This is a genomic window from Gluconobacter sp. ESL1110, assembly GCF_058107395.1.
On sequence record NZ_JBYLUK010000005.1, the window covers coordinates 44,093 to 62,371 of the forward strand.

Genomic DNA, 18,279 nt, shown 5'->3' on the forward strand with positions numbered 1-18,279 from the left:
AGATTTTATTTTAAGAATGAAGAGATTGTTGTTGGTGTTGAACCTGTGGCGTTGTGGGCAGAGCCGCGCCCTGTGGTCAGCCTGCAGGGCTGTCCATCATGACGCGAGCGGCCGTGGAACGGCTGTCCATAAGTCCACAGGCTTTCTGTTCAGGTTGAGACAAAGCAGGGTGATCCCCGAGGGAGCCCTACTACTCACCACCACGAACACTCAGGGGCGGGATAAAGTTTTCTACGCGTCCATCTGAATAGGTTAGCGTAGTTAACCCAATAATGGTCGTCCGGTTGTCAGTCATTTTTTGTTGTCTCCACAAAGCCGCTGCATCATCCGTGCAGCTTTTGGGTCTATAGTCTTTGCTTCATCTCGCTTTGCTCTGGCTTGGTTGTGATAATGGAAATACTCATCTCTTTTGCCAAACGGTTTCACCTTCTCCGCTTTGGTGTCCAGCTCAACCGCTTCGCTAATCAAGTCCGCAGCGATTGATGATGGATCCTCGCTACCTGACGTTTCATCAGTCGTCTGGTTGTCAGTCATGATCATGCCTACGCAGGAATGGAGCCAATGCTGCCATCGAAGTTACTACCCCATGCTCAAAATCCGGGGCAAAGCCAGTGTCACCGGCGGCAATCCCGACCAGCCTTGCTCCAGAGATAACCGGCCCACCTGAATAGCCTACGGCACTAGGTACTGAGATTGAGAAACTCTCTTGCTCAGCCTGCTTGACGGTGCCCTCGAGTGAGGCCGCGAGGATGGGCGTGTCTTTTATTCCCGGAAATCCAAATATAGTGATTTGGTCGCCGAGACGTACTTCCGACACGTCAGCGAGGCTGAAGTAACCAAAAGCTTCCAAAGCCTCGCGCTCGGGCTGTAAAAGCTTAATTGCCATTGCGTCGACGAGTTTATTCGGAGTGAGGCCTTCTACCAACCCGAGGCGGTTGGGCTCAGTTATGTTCAGGGGAATTAATAGGTCGCAGCCAAGCACTCTAATAACACCGTGTTCAAAATAATCACGCGAATTTGGCGTGCCGCCTCGACAGCCAGAGACAAGATGGGCACAGGATACCAGCCATGTCGCAACGTTGCCCCTCAGCAGAAACGCACTGCCCGCCATCGAATTTCCTGTTCGGTTCCCATGGACCGGAATGGGCAGTCCGGTAGGCTTCACCTCGCTAAACATGGCGTTTCGTTTACCTTCTCGAGACAGGACTGTGGCGGTCGTCTGGTTGTCAGTCATGGTTTTCTCCGGATGTTGCGCTCAGCTCCGCTTCTGACGCCATTCCTGTCTGTAGCCGCTCCGCAGCGCGATCAGCAATTTCCGTAGTTTTAGACTGCGCATTGTCGATAATTGGCTGCCAATACCGCCAAATTATGAAAATCGAATATATTACGAACACCGGGATCGCAATATATAATCTAATACCACATACAATTGCTAATATAGCTAAGAAAAGCCCCAGACAAAGGAGAAGTGTTATTTTTTTATTCGCCTTTTTTCCTCTCGATCTAATGGAAGAAACAACAGCGTTGCTATCGCGATCAATCGCCTCACCATGCCAATCAGTCATTTTCTTTTTCCTTCCTTAAATCTCTTACTCTCACGAGATTGCCTGATCCGATATCCGACAAACATCTCTGCAGCACCCTTTGTAGGGTCGCAAAACTTCCTGATATCAGTAGTTATTTTTGATTTCTGCTTAGTGGCACGCACGGAGATATCGACTGGCTCTTCGACGGCGTAGCATTGATACACCACCAGTCTGTCAAGACAGAAGTAGTCAAGGCCACAGTCCCCCTTGTGCTTCGCAGGAACCTTCTGGACGTTTTCAGGTCCATACTGATCTTGGATGAGCCGGAGCACGTGCGCTTGCCACTCGTTCCCATCCCAAGCGTCTATGTCCACTGTCACCCGTTGCCTATTCGTGCCATTGGAGAAGTCAAAATGATCACCGTACGATGAGTAGACGCCGAGAGCACAGATTGACCACATCCCTTTTGTACACTGTAGTTCCAATTCGTGCAGCGCGAAAGCCATTGCACAACAGCGCTCGAAATAGTGAGCCACAGACCCTGAATACACGAGTGAGTAGTTATAGATAAACGACAGATTTCAGAATTAGCTTTGTATCTGTCGGAGACAAAAATGTCGCAAAACTGCAATATAGCTCCATTGCCGAATAAATTTACTATATCTCTTGCGGAAGAGGTGATGCTAGCGCTCGTGAGCAACGCTCATCTAAAGGAAAGCTGAGGTGGTGGAGACGAAGCCTACGTAGACTGGGCGGTCTTGTCATATCGGGTGTGGACACCGCCAATTCTTGAGCTTGTTGAACATGTTTCGATACGCTTGCGCAGCATGTAGGTTATCCGGTCATAGATGAAGGGGGTACGCCTTCCGCGCTTGGCCGGGATTGAACCCCACCGGGACCGACGTAGACCAACTCTTGTGCGGTATGTTGCTACGTCGGCTTTCAGGAGAGGGCATAAAGCCGGCTGGCGTCTGAGAAGAGGCGTAAGCGGCAGGTCTGCTTACGCCTCATTTCAGACACCCACGCGGATGTGACGGTTTCCCGAAAGCCGACATTGTCAGGCGAGCCGCGATAGACTGAGTTTGGGATAAAAAACCTAGTCTGAGCCAACGTATTGCTTTCGCTCAAGCCGCCCTAGCGTCCTTGAAAGCTGCCTACAGTTCATCTCCAGCGCTCTTGGGTAACCGAGGACGGCGTGAGATCGGTGCCACCGAACCGATCTCACGCCGCGCCGCGTTAGTTCAGAAGGCGCGCGTAGCTATGGGCTTCAGCGTCCGTCCCCTTGATGAGCTCGTAGGTCATGCCAGAAGCGACGGCCATCTGTTCGGCAAACTCGCGCTTGGCCTGCACGACCGGCGTGTCCACCTGGTGGTCGCCCTTGACCTCGACGATAACCATCCTTCCGTCTTCACGCTCGAAGAGGAAGTCGGGGTAGTAGGTCCGAACGGCTTTCGAATCTGGGTCGACGTACTGGATGAAGAAGTCGCTCTGCCCATGGGTGAGCATGCCGGTAAAATAGAGCTTACGCACCTTACCCTCGCGGATGAGGTCCCAGAACAGCGTCTGCTCGGGCTTTGAGTCGAAGCAGTAGGTGTCGAGGTGGAAACTCTTGTGAGCGACCGGGATAGCAGGCGCGTCGGTCTCCCGCACGATCTTGTCCTTTTCGGCCGTAACCCGGTAGAAGCCCTCGGCAGGAACCTTCACGAGGTCCACTTCGTATTCCTCCGGCGTCACGGTCGAGCTAACCGTGAACAGGTGGCCGAAGAGCTGCGGGATGATCAGATCGTGCAGCAACTCGTTATATGCGTTCACGGCCTCTACCGTGGCGTCCAGCCCTTGGACAGAAGATGCAAGGAGACCCTCCACCTCAATGGGACTGCGGTTCAAGTACCGCGCGACCTCGGACACGATCATGAGTGGTGAATAGGTCAGCTTCGACCTCTGTGCTGTAAGGTCGGTTACTCGGTCGCTGATCTTCCCAGGCCCCAGTTCGGTCCTGTGCGTTACCATCAACCGATAGCGGTCGGTCAGATCGGCCCACGCCGCCTTGTCGGCCATGTTGAACTTGAGGTCCGCCCCTTCCGTGAGGACCTTCTCTTCCAAATGAAATTCGCGACGGACGCGCTTTATCTTGATCCTGACAGGCTCGTTGACACGGACTTCGACGGTTTCCTTGTCCTTGGCCGCGTCCTGCAGGTCTTCAACGGTCATGCGGAAGTTCTGTTCGAGCTCGTTATCGAGAATCGCCCGGTTGCGTTCCGACAGGTAGATGTGGCCGGTGTGCTGCATATCGCCGATTGCGCGCAGGCAGCGCATCGACGCCTGAAGGACGAACACCTTCGATGTCGGCTGACGGTAAAGGGCTACGCCGAAGAGCGACCGGCAATTCCAGCCCTCGCGGCCCTTGTTGACTAGGATGATGAACTGCTTTTCGCTCTCGGGGTAATCGAGGCGGCGGAAGGCCCGTTCATCGTCATTACTGGTATACTTCGCGTCACCGACATTCACCAGGATGCGGCTCGCGGGGATATCCCGGTCGATGAGCGCCTGTTCGACGGCCGGTTTCAGCTCGTTCACGGCTTCGTCGATGCTGGCTGCGAAGAAGGCCATCTTCGGCGTCAGTCCTTCGGGCAAAAGCCCATCGGTCTGATCGCAGAAATCATCCACGGCGATCTTCACAAACTCGGCAGGGCGTGAGTTCGTGTAGTCCTTCAGATCGACGGTCTTGAGGTACTGGTTGCTGATCGCGTCCTTCAGGCCGTAGGCGTAGACCACCTCGGGAAGAACGTTTTTTCCGACATAGGGGGTACCGGTGTAGTTGAAGCAGGCCACGACCTGCGTTCCGGCCGACTTCAGCTTGGCCGCAAGCTTGTCGATGGTCGTGCGCAGGCTGGTATCGGTGGCCTTTGCCCCGATGCCCATGTCCTTCGCCAGGTCCTTGCCGAAGGCGTGATGCGCCTCATCGACATAGATGCCGAGCTGTTCGAGCCGGGTCAGCTTCTCGAAGCGCTGGTTGGTGGTCAGCGCCGCCTCGTCCTCGGGCTCGTCGAACCCGTAAAGATCGGCTGCATCGGCGTAGACGGTGCCCGCCTCCTTGAACGCCTCCGGGGTGGCCCGGAACAGTGTGTCGATGGCGCTATCCTGCTTGTGCTTCTTCTTGAGGATGATCTTCTGCACATTCGAGACGATCACATTGAAGCGCGACTTGTCGAGCGTATCGAGCGAAGTGCCCGTCTCTTCCAGGTAGTGGAAGCGGATATGCGTCGTAAGGAAGTTCACATATTCTGGGGGCACCACGCGCGCGAGCGGGAAGGATTCAAGCTCGCGGAGTGATTGGAGCACGGTCTTGTCTGGCGAGCAGACCAGCGCGTTATGGCAGTATTTTCCGTCCTTGGGCCATTTGTTGGCGAGAATGAACTCGTAGAAGATGCAGGTCGCCATGAGGATGGTCTTGCCGGTCCCCATGGTGAGCGCGAAGATGTAGTTTGGATATGTGCGCCGGTTGCGCTTCATCATATCGAACACGACCTGGTACTGCTCGCGCGTCACCGCCTCGAACAGGGTTACCTGACCTTGCGAATTGGCAACGCCACCTTCGGTCCGGTCGGCGAACTTGCCCGCGCGGTCGAACCAGTCCTTGAAAATCTGCTCGACGCGCGCGTTGCCCAGAAACTCCTTGAGGAAGACATACATCTCCAGGGCTTCGAACTGCGGGGTACGTAGGAATGCCTTGGGGTTGTGGTCGGGGTCGTTGAAGTCGAGAAACTTCTTGGTCAGATCGCGATACTCGCGCCGGATCATACCCCTATTGTTCCGGTAGAATGTCCATAGGAAATTGAAGAATGCAAACTCGCCGAGAACGGCTTCCTGCTGGCGGGCCTTGGTCGCTTTAGCCATTGATCTCACCTTCCCAGCTTTCGGAGAGGAGGTCGGTGATCTTCACGCGGACCGTGCCAGCGTCTGCCGGGACCTTGTAGCGGCCGATGACAAAATCGTCCTTGCCGGGAACATCGACGACGGTCGGCTGAAGGACAGCGCCGTCGTAGTTCCAATCGACCATCACGCTGTCCACCAGCTCGCGCCATTCGCCCACCTGTTCCTGCTGCAAGGAGAGCTTTTGCAGGAGGTTCATGGGGTAGAAGTTCTCGATCGCGAGCTCGCCATCGCGGATTACGATCTTGGCTTCGGAATCGCGCTTGAATTCTAGTTGCGACTTGTCCCGCAGGATATCCACGACCTCGACATCGATCCTGAACGGCATGGCCTGGAGTTCGAGCTCCGCCTTCAAATCCGCCTCATGGCCCATGCAAACGAGCAGGATTTTCTCGACTGCCTGATTGGGCCTCTCATCCTGCCGACGCTGGAAAAGTTTTTGATCGAATCCGGCTACAAGCTCGCCGAGATCGGCTTTGGTTGCAATCCGATTGACGGGCATGATCTTCACCATGCGACCGTCTTTTTCACCATCGAAAACTCCATGTGCGTCAAGCACCTGGAGCTCCAGTGCATCGATCAGCAGCTGCTTGGCTTCTGCCGGATTACGGAAAACATCGTAATTATTGACATTAAACGATTCCAAGCCTGCTGACGGTTCGATTGTCAGAAGCCGCTTGGTCATGGTCTGGATAGCGCCCAGATTGATGTCTGCCCCGATGAAGCGCCTTCCGGTTTTGGCGGCAACAGCCAGGAGGCTGCCCGACCCAGCAAACGCGTCGAAAACGAGACCGCCCTTGGGCGCTGCTGCCTCAAGTATCCGCTCCATTAGCGCTTCGGGCTTTTGAGTTGGATATCCAGTAGGCTCGACTTTATCGGCTGGCTGAAGCATTGACATGCGCCAGACATCATCGACCGTTCTGTGGGTCGATTCGATGTAGATCACTTTTCCATTTTCGTCTTTAGCATTCACCAACGATTGAGTTTCTGAATTCCAGACGCGCTTGATTTGGGTGACGGGCTTGTCGCGTTCCTCCCTAATCTTTTCGAAGTGAAATCCGCCACCTTTTCGATACCAGAAAATATTGTCATGGTTTGATGCGAAGCGATTTATATTGCCTTGCATCTTGTTGTAATAATGCCATATAATTTCGTTTAAGAAATTAGAAGAACCGAATATTTCATCAAGCATGCATCTTACTTGATGAGATTTATGCCAATCAAGATGAACCATAATTGTTCCATTTGGCGACATTAGCTCGCGAATTATGGACAGCCTCTCGAACATGAATTGCAGATATTCATCATTTGTCCAGATATCTGCGTACTGTTTTTCCTCAAAATTTGATTGTTCTGTCTTTGCGCTTTTTGATCTTGTTCGAATTATCTTCGAGTAATCTGCCTTGGAATCAAATGGAGGATCGATATAAACGAAGTCAATCTTTCCGCGAAAATCTCGGAGTAAGTGACTCATTACCTGAAGGTTATCGCCCCAGAAAATCTTGTTTCGCCAGCCATCAACATCCTCGCCATGCACTTCTTTCAGCTGGGCAGGATAGTATTGGGTCGAGGTGAACGGGCGCTTCCCGCGCCAGTTGAGCATAGGGTAGCCTTTAATAGGCTCAAACTTGTACTCCTCGACCCGGCCTTCCTGTTGCCTTGCCAGGTCCAAGTTTTCCTGTCCGTCACTCACTCGCATTTACCCTTCCAAGAATTTCCAATTTTTCATGTCACAATAGAACCGCGCGTCGCAGTCCTCGCACTTCTTCCCCGGCCGCGACTTCATCCGGTAATCGCGGGCCTCGATCCGGCCGACAATCCGGTCAAAGTCCGCGATGGTGCGGTCTATGGCCTTGCTGTCCTTGTCCCAGCTGATGAACGGATTTCCGCTCTCCTCGCCAGTATAATAGAGGTGGGTGCGGCTGACCGTGTGGCCCGTCCTCTCCTCCACCAGGTGTGCGTAGACCTCAAGCTGTTTTCGATACTGTTGCAGCCGCTCCCGGTCTCGCACGAGGTCGGGCTTCTTCTCGGCCTTGAAGTCGATGAGCTCCACCGTTTCGCCTTCGCCACGGATCAGGTCCACCGATCCGTTGAGGATGTAGGTGTCCTTGACCATGGAGATATCGACCTCGGCCTCCTTCAGCCGGTCAAAATGCCGCCGCTCGCGCTTCACATAGCGTTCGACATGGCGAAGCGCCGCTCCCTTCGCGAGCTGGTTGAGGTACTGCCGTTCACGCCGGGACAGGTAATGGTAGTTGGTTTCGAACCAATCTTCGACCTGGCTGGCGGTGACGATGTGCCCCTCGCCGCGCAACACCGCCTTGTGGACATCCTCAATCGTCTGATGGACGAGCGTACCGAAGAGCTGGGCGCTGGCGCGGACGGGCGTAAATTCGAGCTCGCGAAAGAAGCGATACTGCTCCGCACAGGTCTCAAATAGTGCGATGTGGGAGGTGAAGCTGTATTGCCGCTTGAGGTTGATCTGCTTCACCACATCGAAGTCGATGCGCTCGGCATGAAACGCGGGATCGCGCCAGTTCGGCAGCTCCCCCCAGGCGTCAGTGAAATATTTCGAGGGCGACCGGCCGCGCCCCTCCTTCTCCTCGGTGGCGAGCACCAGCAGGTTTTGGGCTCGGGAGAAGGCGGTATAGAAGAGACGCCGGAAATCGAAATTCTTGATCCGGTCGAGCGGCTCGAACGGCCGCTTGGCGAGGTATGGCTCCATCGCCACATCGATGTCCGTCCACTGCTTGCGGGGCACCGCCTCAAGCGACCCGCAGACCACGACGGGAAACTCCAGGCCCTTCGATTGGTGAACGGTCAGGAAGGAAACGCACCCGCTTGGTGCATATTCGCTGTCGTCCTCGTACTCGTCGATGCCGCCGTCATAGAGGAAGCGCAGGAACTGGTTGAACAGATTTAGCAGGTCACGATCCAGGTATTCCGGGTTCACGACGGTGATGAAATGCAGGTATTCGAATTTGGTCAGCAGCTGCGAGAGCAGGGCGAGGTTGCGCGATGCGCGCCCCGTATCCACCCCATTCATCACTTCCTCGCCGAGGAAGCGGCTGAACAGCGGGAACTGTAGTAGCTGGTAGAACAGCCCGGTCAGGCCATAGTCGGCCGCTTCCGTCATCGCTATGTGGCGCTTGGCGAGTGGGCGAACGAACGCAAGCAAGCTCGCGTTCTCGGACTTGCGTAGCTCCTGCGCGAACGCCTGGAAGCACTGGTGATCGTAGTAGTCCCAGATCGCCAATTCCATCCCCTCCCGCGTCTGCCTGATCGAAGGGTAGCGGGGGAAGAGGAAGAGCAATGCCCCGATCATCAACCGGACTTCTTCGCGTTCGAAGAAGAGGTTCGAACGAGGGGAGTAGACAGGGATGCCATTCGTTTCCAGATGCCGCGCCAGAGCGAGCACCTTGTCGTTCTTCACCGACCGGAACAGGAACGCGACCTGGTTCCAATCGGTCAGACCTTTGTCGCGGAGCGAGTGGAGGAAGGTCACCACCTCCTCATGGAAATCGGCGTCATCGGACTGGCGGAGCTTCACGACGGACGGCGTGTCGGGAAACTGCTCGTCGCGCGCGACGATGCTCTTGTCGAAGCGGAAGGTCCTGTCGCCTTCGCTCCAATCCTCATCCGCGATCCAGCGGTTGTAGAAATCGATGATATCCGGCGTTGACCGGTAGTTGATCGTCAGGCGCTCCTGCTTGCACCGACCCGGAGCGAAATTGCTGGGAAACTCCAAGATATTGCGGATGGTCGCACCGCGAAACCGATATAGGCCCTGGTCATCATCGCCCACGACGCAGATGTTCTGCTCATCCCCGGCGAGAAGGAAGAGCAACCGCTCCTGGATGGTGTTCGTGTCCTGGTACTCGTCCACCATCAGGTGGGTCAGTTGCTGGCGGACCTCGCTCAAAACTGCCGGGTTTCCCTCCAGCAATCGCAGGGCCTCCGCCTGGATGCCGGAGAAGTCCAAGGCGTTCTGCTCAAGCATCAGCTCTTGATAGAGGTCGGCAGCGTGGCCGAGCGCGACAATGGCGGGATCATCGCCGGTCTTGAAGGCCGCGACATCGAGCGCCTCTTCGGCGACCTTGTTCAGCCACTTCATCAGCTGGGTGGCGCGGTTCCAGCGACCGGTTTGCTCCTTCCCGATGACGAGATCGATGTCGGCGATCTCCTCGAATTTGCCCAGGCGCTGGAACAGAAAATATTGCTGGTCGAACTGGTCGAACAGGGAAAAATTGCGCTTGAGGCGCGTGAACTCGCGATGATCCTTCAACAAGCGCAAGCAGATCGAATGGAAGGTCCCGATATACATCTCGTTGATGTTGAACGAGATGCCCAGCTCAAGGAGGCGGTTGGACACACGGGTGATCAGCTCACGCGCGGCCTTCTCGGTGAAGGTTACCACCAGCAGTTGCTCCGGCCGCTTCCCCTCAACCCGGATCAGCCGAACGATGCGCTCCACCAGCGTGTAAGTCTTGCCGGAACCAGGTCCTGCGATGATCAGGACTGGGCCTTGTGTTGCCTCGATTGCTGCCTGCTGGTTTAGGTTTGGTCCTGCCATGTGAACAGCATAATCGAGCACGCCGTATTTTGCGAGGACGCGAACCTACCACGATGACAACCGGTCGCCCTCGAGCTATCACCGCCCCCGGGCTTTGAGAATGCGGGCTATGGCCTCCCCTCATCGTCAAAGGAATTTGGGAGGTTCGCCAAGAGGCGGCCTCTCTCCCGCCTTCATAGTTTTGCCAGCTACGCCCCCGTCTTACGCTTCTCAAAATGGATCAGCGGACGGACCGCACTTGGGAACGGGCATTCCGTAGCTGAGTGGCAAAGAAGGGTCGGAAACCATCATGAACATGAATGCTGCGAATGGCAGCTTCCGGTCAGCTCCGCCCGATACCCGACCTTCCGCTTCCCCCCCTGATCTGCGTGTCGGCATCAGTGATGCAGCAGCAGATAGGCGGCAGTCGCCTACATGGTAGACGTTAAATTCATTCCATCGTTGGTTGCATAACGGACATGAGGATCTTAATTTTGGGTGGGTAAGTTTGTGTATCACAAACGAGCAAGAAAGAAGTAGGCTTGATTTATCTAAGTTCTGTGAGCGCAGGCCTTGATTTATTCTTCCAACAGCACTCTGGAGAAAAATAAATATAGTGTTGATTAACGACTGGTCTGAATGCTCCGAAATTATTTAAGATATAACGAGGGTAATATGGCAAACGAAACGTATAGAGCATTGGTTGAACAGATTATCGATGAGCGTTCAAAGCTGGCTGGCCTTGCAGATAAATCTGAAGTTTTTGAGAGTTTTGTAAATTCTTTAATTCTTAGTTCTTACGATCTGACAATTGATGAGATTGGGGGTGGCGACACCGACAGTAGCGGGGACGGCCTGATCTAGTGCTGATCTACGCCAAGCCCGACGACGAGACGTTGAGTCTCGTGCGCTTGGGATCGCACAGCGAGCTCTTCTCATGAGCACGATCCGGACGGTCGAGCTTGATATGGTAGACCTCGTCTTCCGCGGCGCTGAGCGCGGCTATATCCTCAACTTCTCGAACCGGACGTTTGGCGAGTTCTTCGCGCTCGAACTAGACGTCGATATCGACGCCGAGCTCTACAAGCGCGAGGGCACCTCGAAGGGCAAGCGCCTCCGCGGGTTCTTGACGATCGTCGATGATGGCACGGCAGCAAAGACACTCCGGCTTCTTTGGGACTATCGCGACGCGATGCTGAAGGGCTCCAATCAAGATGACCCTCAGCCCCTCGCCAAGAAGCAGGTCTTCGCCGTCGTGGCGCGTCTGGAAGGCACGGCGACTGGAATCCCGACCGGCCTGGTGCCGACACCAAAGCTCTCGATTCAGAATTGGTTCGGCCTACTTACCCGACTGCTAGCCGTGCGTGATCTTCCGGCGCATGGTCGGGGATATGCGTTCGAAGCTTATCTGAAGGAGCTGTTCGACGCGTTCGGTATGGCGGCGCGCGAACCCTTCAAGCTCTATGGCGAGCAGATTGACGGGAGCTTCCATCTCGCCGGCGAGACCTATCTCCTCGAAGCAAAATGGCTCAATCGGAAGGTAAGCATCGCCGAGCTTCACGGTTTCCACGGTAAAATCGAACAGAAAGCGGCCTGGGCGCGAGGCCTGTTTGTGAGCTTTGGCGGATTTACCGACCAGGGGCTCGACGCCTTCGGAAAGGGCAAGAAGCTCGTGTGCATGGAAGGGCGCGAGATCAAGATCGCGCTTGAGCGTGAAATCGGCATCGATGCGTTGATCGCAATGAAAGTTCGGCGCGCGGCCGAGACGGGCGATGTATTCACGCCGATAGAAACCCTCTTCCCGGAGTGAGGCGATGATGAATTACAACCAAACGAGCGATTGCATTCTGACTACGGTCGGCTACGGCAATCCCGCCCAGTTCAACCAGGACTACAGACCCCATTTCCATTGCAGCCCTACGGAAGAAGCCAAATGGATGCAGAGGCATCTGGGAGCGCCGGTCTGAAAGCAACTTGCACTCCACAGATCGCAAAAAGCGGTATAATATTATTTCGAAACCAATATGACATGAAGCGACGGGCTCGGTGTGTGCTCACATTATGGGGTTTTGAGGAGCGGTATCGCTTCAAAGACCTTGTACACGCAGCGCCACAAAAATGGTTTTATAGCCCATGCTGTCTTTCATAGGTTTCGGAATCATCAGTTTTTTTACTGTTCGTGCCATGCTTTTACCCGGTGAGGCAATCCGCCGGGACGTGCAAGTCAAATGGGAAGATAGGCCCGGCATGTCGGTTTAAGCAGAGGCTCCGCCGGAAAGCAGACCTTTCGTTCACCCCCCTAAGCTGCCCACAAATGGCCTTATACAGTGACTGAAAACTAGCCATTTGCGGTAGAGATTCACGATGTCGCCACGGCATGGCCCAATCCCCATAGGAAAACAGATGTTTTCCTATGGGGCTTCTGCCACTCTGAAGCGTACCGTATTTCTTGAGCGAACTTTATACCAGCATTGACGACAAACCCTGTCAGTTTGGTAGATACGGCGGAAACGTCAGAATATGAGTTTCCCGACACGCTCCTCAGCGATTTGGCTCAGCAAGGCTATGTCCTGATTTACAAGCCCCCTATGCCTCGTATTGAAAGAATTGAGCAAAGGTGCCCCTAAGAGGCGGGCCACCTAATGTGTCTTGGATATCCCCGAGCTCATAGACTGTGCGGCTCCCGCACTATCCAAGACACGCATCAGGCTGAACTGACTTTAAAAAAGGTCCTTAGGCCCGACCCCAATCGTCGCCTAGTGCTGGCTGATGGGGACGCTCACTCCCCCTTACCAGACAGCACTGCCTTATTGGCGGCAACAGCCTTTTGCGAGCTGATTGAATTCAGATCATCCGCCGTTGCGTCTGCCTGAACCTTGGCCTTGCCCGTCTGAACCTGCTCGAGCCCGGTCGTCGCCTCCTGTGCCATGTTATCCAGGCTGATCGCACCGGCTGCTTCCGCCGCCTTCGGCGCAACGGCCTTTTCATAGATGATTGGTGCACCATCGACAGTTGTGGTCGGTGCACCCGGAGCGGGCGCCGTGGCTTCAACAGGCGCGGACGTTACAGCCACCGGTGTGACGCTCACAGGCTGACCAGGCTGTGCTGTCACCTCCGCCTGCAGAGACGGGGTGGTCGGTACCGCGATAACCGGCGTGCTGTAAGTCGTGCGGTTAATGATCAGATGATCGGGTCCGGTGGAATCCGTCGGATCCTTGTCATAGATGTCGACAAGCTTGTCGTTACTGCCAAAGCAGAACAGAACCGTATGCAGCTGCGGACGGGTTCCAGCCTTGACCGGTGCCCAGATGACCTGCGCCAACCCAAGGGTTGCAACACTGGTGACAACTTCACCCGCCTTCATGGCTGCACGGCCGCCAGCCGTCAGGCCGGTCGTGTAAATCTTGTAGATATCGCAGGACCGACCGTTCTTCTGGATCGTGCCCTCAGCCTTACCGACCGTGCTGACAACGCCAAAACGGTCCGTGTTCTGGTTGAACTGACTGAGAAGCACCGGCTCAGGTGCGGGCATCCCGCTGCTGCAAGCGGCCAGGAGCAGAAGGGCAGAACTGGAGAAAAGTGTTTTTGAAATGGCTTTCAGTGTCATGTCGGACCTGTCGATCACGGTCCCCGCCTGACGGGAGGGGACACAATACGTTGCGTTACAAATCATATTAAACGCCATCGTTTATTCGTCAATAGACGATATCTTTTATTTATGTTTGACAGGCGCAGTGCGAGCCGTGTAGCGGAGGCTTATGGGAAGACCGCCGCTCAACTTCAAATTGACATCCGTTCGCCTGAGTCCTGAGGAGCGCGATCGTATTATCGCGCTTGTGGGCGACAGGGGGATGGCTCAGTTTATTCGCGAGGCCATTGAGAAAGAGTTAAAGCGCCGCGAGCAGTCTCTTCGACGTCAGGGCGATCCGCCTTCAGATCTCTGACGGCTTCTGCCAGCCCTGCCCCCAGAAGCAGAAAGGCAATCCCGCCAAGCGGCATGTTCAGGAACGCGCTTTGCGACGACAGAGGCCACTCATGCAGAACCGCGGCCCCGAAGAGACCGACACGCCAGGCAATCTCCGCTGCAGAAAGACCGACCTGCCTCCTGGCAGTTCGTCCCAGAACACGCCACCAGCTTCCGATCATCACGATGAACAGAATGGCTCCCGGAAATCCACTGTTGGTGGCGGCTTCGAGCACATGATTATGGGTGTGCTGAACACAGACAGCCACCCCGCCTCCATCCGGTCGCAGATGGCTCGGACCGGGTTTCAGAAACACCTCAGAACGGCAGTAGTGCCGGAACGCATCGTCCCCTAACCCCATGACCGGATGCGCTTCGATCATCACGGCCGCACGGTTGTAGATCTGCCCATACGGAGAGCTGGCGAAGTGGGCGAGCTGGCTGTGCGTCTTTGTCACCAGATGCCCGAAAGCGTCCGGGGACACGGAAGCCAGAAGTCCAATCAGAGCCGGACAGGCGACCAGAAGCACGAGCGCAGAACGCCGCAGGGTCGGGAGCACCACGGCACAGACCCCTGTCCCGAGAAGAAATGTCGCCAGGGACATCCGCTGGCCAGCCAGTACCAGCAATCCGAGAACCTGCAGAAGAACCGCGCCCGTCAGAAGCGTTTTTTGCCAGGAGCGTGTCGCCCGCTGTCCCAACAGCGCCCCCACAAACAGGGCAGCCGGAAGACCCAGAAGAGCGAAAGGCGCAGACACGCGCGGCTTGTCGTAAGGTCCGGTGAGTGTCCCATCACCAAACCGCGGATTGCCAAACAGGTTATGGCCCGTGACCGCCTGAAGCAGCATCTGCCCGCCCAGATACAGCACACAGGCGATCACCAGACGGCGACACCACGTCCGGGTCCGGGGATCCTGCAACGTCCAGAAGGCCAGAGCAAACGCCGCGACCGGAAAGCGGATGGCCAGCAGTGCCTGGGTGAGGCCGGCGGTTGCCTCGGCCGGAACAGGCGCCTGACGTGGCAGGGAACACAGGACCAGCCAACCCCACCAGACAAGGGCCGGCCAGACGAAACCCTGACGATACCAGCGCCAATCGCGGGTCAGGGCGCTCCGAAGCAGAAATCCGACGGCCAGCCCATCCAGACAGCCCTCGGCGATACCGCGCCAATGCACCAGAAACAGCGGCAGAAGCAGAGTGGCCAGTGCCCCGAGACGATCCAGAACGCGCAGAAGAGTGGGCTTTGCAACAAACCCCATGTCAGATCCACGCCGCCCGGGTTTTGGTGCTTTGCACACCTACGGTCGCGAGCGCGCCACCGGCCTCGGCGAGCATCCCCACTTCCCGGGTGCGATGATCCCGCAATGCATACAGGCTGCGATCAAGGAACAGGGTGTTTCGTGCCCCGCGTTCGATTAGGGACCGGAAATAGGCGTCCCGGAACCGGATGACCGCGCCCCGCTCCAGTCGGGACGCCATGACGATCACGGCGACAGCCGCCTGCAATCTCCCAAGGACGACGCAGGCCTGCGACCAGGCATGACAGGACACACCCACCTGCCCCGACAGATACTCGGCCGCATCGATCAGCTGCTCGGCACTCGGCCGACCCGAAGAACAGAGATCCCGCAGACTGCTGCAGATCTCGAGATAGAACGTCGCTGTCCCCTTGAATCCGCGCAGCGCCGTCCGGTCATACACGCACGAACGGTCGGACCTGGAGCTTTGCCCTTCACACCGCATTCCTTTAATGCGAATGCCGCCATCGGCGGCTACGCGATCTACTTTTTTAGAAGATTGAATGTTTTTAGTATCTGTATAGTGGGCCCCATTTTGAGTACCCATGGGCCTCAATTCTGCTGGATACGACATTGAAAAAGCAGCGTTTTCCACAGGCGCATCATCCCGGTCGGTTTCAGGCTCGGCGCACTGTCCGGCTAGAGCGGCAGAAAGAGCCAGCATCTCCCGGTACAACCCCTCCAGAGTGCCGGGCTGGGCCGTCCTCAGACGGCTGCGCATGATCCCCACTGCCTGCTCCATGACCTGCTGAAGCCCGAGGTCCTCTGCCTGTGCCCGGACCGTGTCGTTCAGGCTGGCAATGCTGTCGCGCAGAAAGGAGACGCGCTGACGCAGTCGCCGCTGTTCCGCGCTCAGGGCCAATAGATCCGGCCAGCGGTAGCGCAGGGACGCCAGATTGAAGCCAACCTGTGTCTGCCCCTCCTCCGCCTGCCACCGTCGGCCGCGCTGGCCGTTGCGTCCGTCCTGCGGCACCAGAAGCCGCGCTTCAGCCAACTCCCGGATGTGCCGCTGCAGCGTACTGCGCGACAGACCTGTCCAGGACATGAGCGTGGTGTTGTGCGCGTAGATGAAGGGCGTCTCAAGCGCCGTCCAGGCGTCCGGAGAGGTCTTCTCCACCATGATGATCAGCGTCGAGGCCGCTCCCCGGCTGACGGGCAGCGCGCCCCGCAGGGATTTCAGCATGTTCAGCATATCCCGCTTGCCGGGCTCGGCCGGGACGGGGGTGGTCAGTTCGTCGCGTGCGGCCAGCATGGCCTCATTGATCCGGCGTCGGCCGCGCCGCGTGCACGGGGCCTGCGCCCTCTGCGTCTGTGCAGAATGCTTCATTGGTCGGTCCGGTCTGTTTAAAGTGAAAGGACCACCTCACGGCCGGACACCAGACAAAACACTCCCGTTCGCAATTTAGTGCTTGCGTTTCGAAAAGAGCTGACGCTAGATGAATTTACCAATTCATCACCTAGCAACTGTTTTGCCGGAGCCCTGGCTCTTCCGATCGCCAAATCGGAGGAGGCGGGGTTTTTGGTATGTGGGCGCTACGTCATCGGGGGTCCTCTGGGTCGACTCGCTGGCACCGCCCAAAGGGACGTCTCCAGACATCCGGCCATCGTGCCTCCGTTCGGGCGCTGTAACAACCTCGAAAGCGCGCTGACAGTGAAAAAACTGTGTAAAAACGGGCGTTTAGTGTGTCCATTTTGGCGCGCTCTTTTCAACTTGTGACGGCCTCCGAAGCCCCGCTGCCCATGCGGCTGGCCACCGTTTGCTGGTACTGACCCACCGTCCAGCCGCTCATATTGTTGGCCGCGAGCGTTTTGGCAGAGACATACTGGCTGAGCGGCGTACTGGCATTTGACTCGGTTGCAATGGCCGCGCCGGCCTTGGTGCCGAACATGTACGCCCCATAAACCTGCGTCCCGGTGGCCGGTGCGCCGGTCGAGCGACTCACGGCGGACGCGTAATCGCTGATGATGGCGCTCGCCACCTTGACCTGAGCAACGGGATCGGAGCGGTCCGCGGCACTCAGACCGAGTTCTGAGGCATACTGGTTCCAGGTGCCGTCCGTGACCTGCCAGACCCCCTGAGCACTTGAAGACGTATTCCCGACATTCTGGAAATGGCTTTCAATCTGCCCGAACGCTGCCAGCGTGTCCGGATTGATCCCGGCCGCCTGCGCCGCAGCCACAGCGTCAGCCCCATAGGTCTGCGCCATCATTGTCCCGTAGGCATCCGCCGTGCCCCAGGCGCCCTGATACGAAGATGTGGCGGTGGTCCCGCCAGTCGTCGTCGCGGTCGATGGCCGCGTAAAGACGGGCGATCCGAGCTCCGGGTTGGTCGGCACGATCTGCGCAGGCACTGCCCCGAACGCAGCCGTGGCAGGACTGATCATGCCGAGGGTCAGCAGCGTCAGAACCGGGAAGGCTCTCACTTTGCAGGATGCGTAAACAGGACCATCCCGGCCGCGTTCTCACCAGAGACAACACACGCCCGGGACGCGCCGTCCACGAGCGGGCGATAGGCCACAACGTCGGCCTCCGGAATCCACGCAAATGTCGTCCCCGAGCGCAGAACCTGCCGCCAGCCCTGAAAGACAGTGTCCGTCACGGCGATCTGCGGAGCAGCGCTTCCGACACGGGCAGCACCACGACGCGGCTCGGCAAAAAGCGGCTCGAAGTCATGGGCGGGACTACGGCAGGTCACGGGAACCGGCGTGGCGTGCAGCGTCTGCGGGGCCTGCGTGACTGCCGGGGGCGGACCCCAGTTGCGAGAGCCGATCTCCGACTGACGCTCCTGCGACAGCCTGTCCAGCTGCTCAGGCGTCAGATGCTGCGCTGAGGCCTGCGAGACCAGAGGAGCAGCCAGCGAAACACAGACGGTAAGCCAGAAGCGAAAACGCATGGTGCAGAATCCTTGTGAAAGTACCTCTCCATAGTCTCTCCGATCCGAATGTGAGTGCGAACAGGACCCTGATTGACGCCCCTGGATCGCACTCACATGGGCGCCCGTCATGA

Annotated in this window: 15 protein-coding genes; 4 read left to right on the forward strand and 11 right to left on the reverse strand. The window is 56.9% G+C overall.

Going from position 1 to position 18,279, the window contains the following annotated elements; translation table 11 throughout:
* Window positions 1-291: 291 nt before the first annotated feature.
* The 6 genes from AC3B6F_RS02105 to AC3B6F_RS02130 form a co-directional block, all read right to left on the reverse strand.
* The gene (locus tag AC3B6F_RS02105) at window positions 292-534 is read right to left on the reverse strand and encodes a hypothetical protein (protein ID WP_489823232.1); all 243 of its coding nucleotides are present in this window, start codon (window positions 532-534) and stop codon (window positions 292-294) included.
* Window positions 527-1,234: a trypsin-like peptidase domain-containing protein gene (locus tag AC3B6F_RS02110; protein ID WP_489823233.1), complete on the reverse strand. Its 708-nt coding sequence runs from the start codon at window positions 1,232-1,234 to the stop codon at window positions 527-529. Before AC3B6F_RS02110 ends, AC3B6F_RS02105 begins: the two co-directional genes overlap by 8 nt.
* A complete protein-coding gene (locus AC3B6F_RS02115) occupies window positions 1,227-1,565 on the reverse strand; it encodes a hypothetical protein (RefSeq protein ID WP_489823234.1) in 339 nt (112 codons plus the stop codon). Before AC3B6F_RS02115 ends, AC3B6F_RS02110 begins: the two co-directional genes overlap by 8 nt.
* A 1,197-nt stretch (window positions 1,566-2,762) precedes the next feature.
* Complete coding sequence (locus tag AC3B6F_RS02120) at window positions 2,763-5,423, reverse strand: TnsA endonuclease N-terminal domain-containing protein (protein ID WP_489823235.1); 2,661 nt, start codon at window positions 5,421-5,423, stop codon at window positions 2,763-2,765.
* Entirely contained in the window at window positions 5,416-7,152 is a 1,737-nt protein-coding gene (locus AC3B6F_RS02125; RefSeq protein ID WP_489823236.1) for a DNA methyltransferase, read from the reverse strand. Before AC3B6F_RS02125 ends, AC3B6F_RS02120 begins: the two co-directional genes overlap by 8 nt.
* Window positions 7,153-7,158: 6 nt before the next feature.
* Window positions 7,159-10,053, reverse strand: coding sequence for an ATP-dependent helicase (locus AC3B6F_RS02130; RefSeq protein ID WP_489823237.1), 2,895 nt, complete (start codon window positions 10,051-10,053; stop codon window positions 7,159-7,161).
* 268 nt (window positions 10,054-10,321) lie between these two features.
* On the opposite strand from AC3B6F_RS02130, the gene AC3B6F_RS02135 reads away from it, so the two are divergent.
* From AC3B6F_RS02135 to AC3B6F_RS02150, 4 genes are all read left to right on the forward strand, one after another.
* Window positions 10,322-10,453, forward strand: coding sequence for a hypothetical protein (locus tag AC3B6F_RS02135; RefSeq protein ID WP_489823238.1), 132 nt, complete (start codon window positions 10,322-10,324; stop codon window positions 10,451-10,453).
* A 233-nt stretch (window positions 10,454-10,686) separates the two neighbouring features.
* Window positions 10,687-10,875, forward strand: a complete 189-nt coding sequence (locus AC3B6F_RS02140; protein WP_489823239.1) for a hypothetical protein — start codon at window positions 10,687-10,689, stop codon at window positions 10,873-10,875.
* Window positions 10,875-10,952: a hypothetical protein gene (locus AC3B6F_RS02145; RefSeq protein WP_489823316.1), complete on the forward strand. Its 78-nt coding sequence runs from the start codon at window positions 10,875-10,877 to the stop codon at window positions 10,950-10,952. The genes AC3B6F_RS02140 and AC3B6F_RS02145 overlap by 1 nt, the downstream gene beginning before the upstream one ends.
* Entirely contained in the window at window positions 10,949-11,821 is an 873-nt protein-coding gene (locus AC3B6F_RS02150) for a restriction endonuclease (RefSeq protein ID WP_489823240.1), read from the forward strand. The genes AC3B6F_RS02145 and AC3B6F_RS02150 overlap by 4 nt, the downstream gene beginning before the upstream one ends.
* 969 nt (window positions 11,822-12,790) lie before the next feature.
* On the opposite strand, the gene AC3B6F_RS02155 is transcribed toward AC3B6F_RS02150, so the two are convergent.
* The 5 genes from AC3B6F_RS02155 to AC3B6F_RS02175 all read right to left on the reverse strand — a co-directional run bounded on the left by AC3B6F_RS02155 (window position 12,791) and on the right by AC3B6F_RS02175 (window position 18,166).
* The gene (locus tag AC3B6F_RS02155; RefSeq protein ID WP_489823241.1) at window positions 12,791-13,636 is read right to left on the reverse strand and encodes a hypothetical protein; all 846 of its coding nucleotides are present in this window, start codon (window positions 13,634-13,636) and stop codon (window positions 12,791-12,793) included.
* A 236-nt stretch (window positions 13,637-13,872) separates the two neighbouring features.
* On the reverse strand, window positions 13,873-15,234 hold the full coding sequence (locus tag AC3B6F_RS02160) for an O-antigen ligase family protein (RefSeq protein WP_489823242.1): 1,362 nt from the start codon (window positions 15,232-15,234) through the stop codon (window positions 13,873-13,875).
* A 1-nt stretch (window position 15,235) separates the two neighbouring features.
* Complete coding sequence (gene repC, locus AC3B6F_RS02165) at window positions 15,236-16,600, reverse strand: replication initiation protein RepC (RefSeq protein WP_489823243.1); 1,365 nt, start codon at window positions 16,598-16,600, stop codon at window positions 15,236-15,238.
* 379 nt (window positions 16,601-16,979) lie between these two features.
* The gene (locus AC3B6F_RS02170) at window positions 16,980-17,696 is read right to left on the reverse strand and encodes a transglycosylase SLT domain-containing protein (protein ID WP_489823244.1); all 717 of its coding nucleotides are present in this window, start codon (window positions 17,694-17,696) and stop codon (window positions 16,980-16,982) included.
* The gene (locus AC3B6F_RS02175; RefSeq protein ID WP_489823245.1) at window positions 17,693-18,166 is read right to left on the reverse strand and encodes a hypothetical protein; all 474 of its coding nucleotides are present in this window, start codon (window positions 18,164-18,166) and stop codon (window positions 17,693-17,695) included. Before AC3B6F_RS02175 ends, AC3B6F_RS02170 begins: the two co-directional genes overlap by 4 nt.
* Between the last annotated feature and the right edge of the window lie 113 nt (window positions 18,167-18,279).

Coding starts and splice junctions, on each gene's coding strand:
- AC3B6F_RS02140 (WP_489823239.1), top strand. CDS start 10,687: ATGGCAAACGAAACGTATAGAGCATTGGTTGAACAGATTATCGATGAG.
- AC3B6F_RS02115 (WP_489823234.1), bottom strand. CDS start 1,565: ATGACTGATTGGCATGGTGAGGCGATTGATCGCGATAGCAACGCTGTT.
- AC3B6F_RS02175 (WP_489823245.1), bottom strand. CDS start 18,166: ATGCGTTTTCGCTTCTGGCTTACCGTCTGTGTTTCGCTGGCTGCTCCT.
- repC (WP_489823243.1), bottom strand. CDS start 16,600: ATGAAGCATTCTGCACAGACGCAGAGGGCGCAGGCCCCGTGCACGCGG.
- AC3B6F_RS02110 (WP_489823233.1), bottom strand. CDS start 1,234: ATGACTGACAACCAGACGACCGCCACAGTCCTGTCTCGAGAAGGTAAA.
- AC3B6F_RS02105 (WP_489823232.1), bottom strand. CDS start 534: ATGACTGACAACCAGACGACTGATGAAACGTCAGGTAGCGAGGATCCA.
- AC3B6F_RS02120 (WP_489823235.1), bottom strand. CDS start 5,423: ATGGCTAAAGCGACCAAGGCCCGCCAGCAGGAAGCCGTTCTCGGCGAG.
- AC3B6F_RS02160 (WP_489823242.1), bottom strand. CDS start 15,234: ATGGGGTTTGTTGCAAAGCCCACTCTTCTGCGCGTTCTGGATCGTCTC.
- AC3B6F_RS02150 (WP_489823240.1), top strand. CDS start 10,949: ATGAGCACGATCCGGACGGTCGAGCTTGATATGGTAGACCTCGTCTTC.
- AC3B6F_RS02135 (WP_489823238.1), top strand. CDS start 10,322: ATGAACATGAATGCTGCGAATGGCAGCTTCCGGTCAGCTCCGCCCGAT.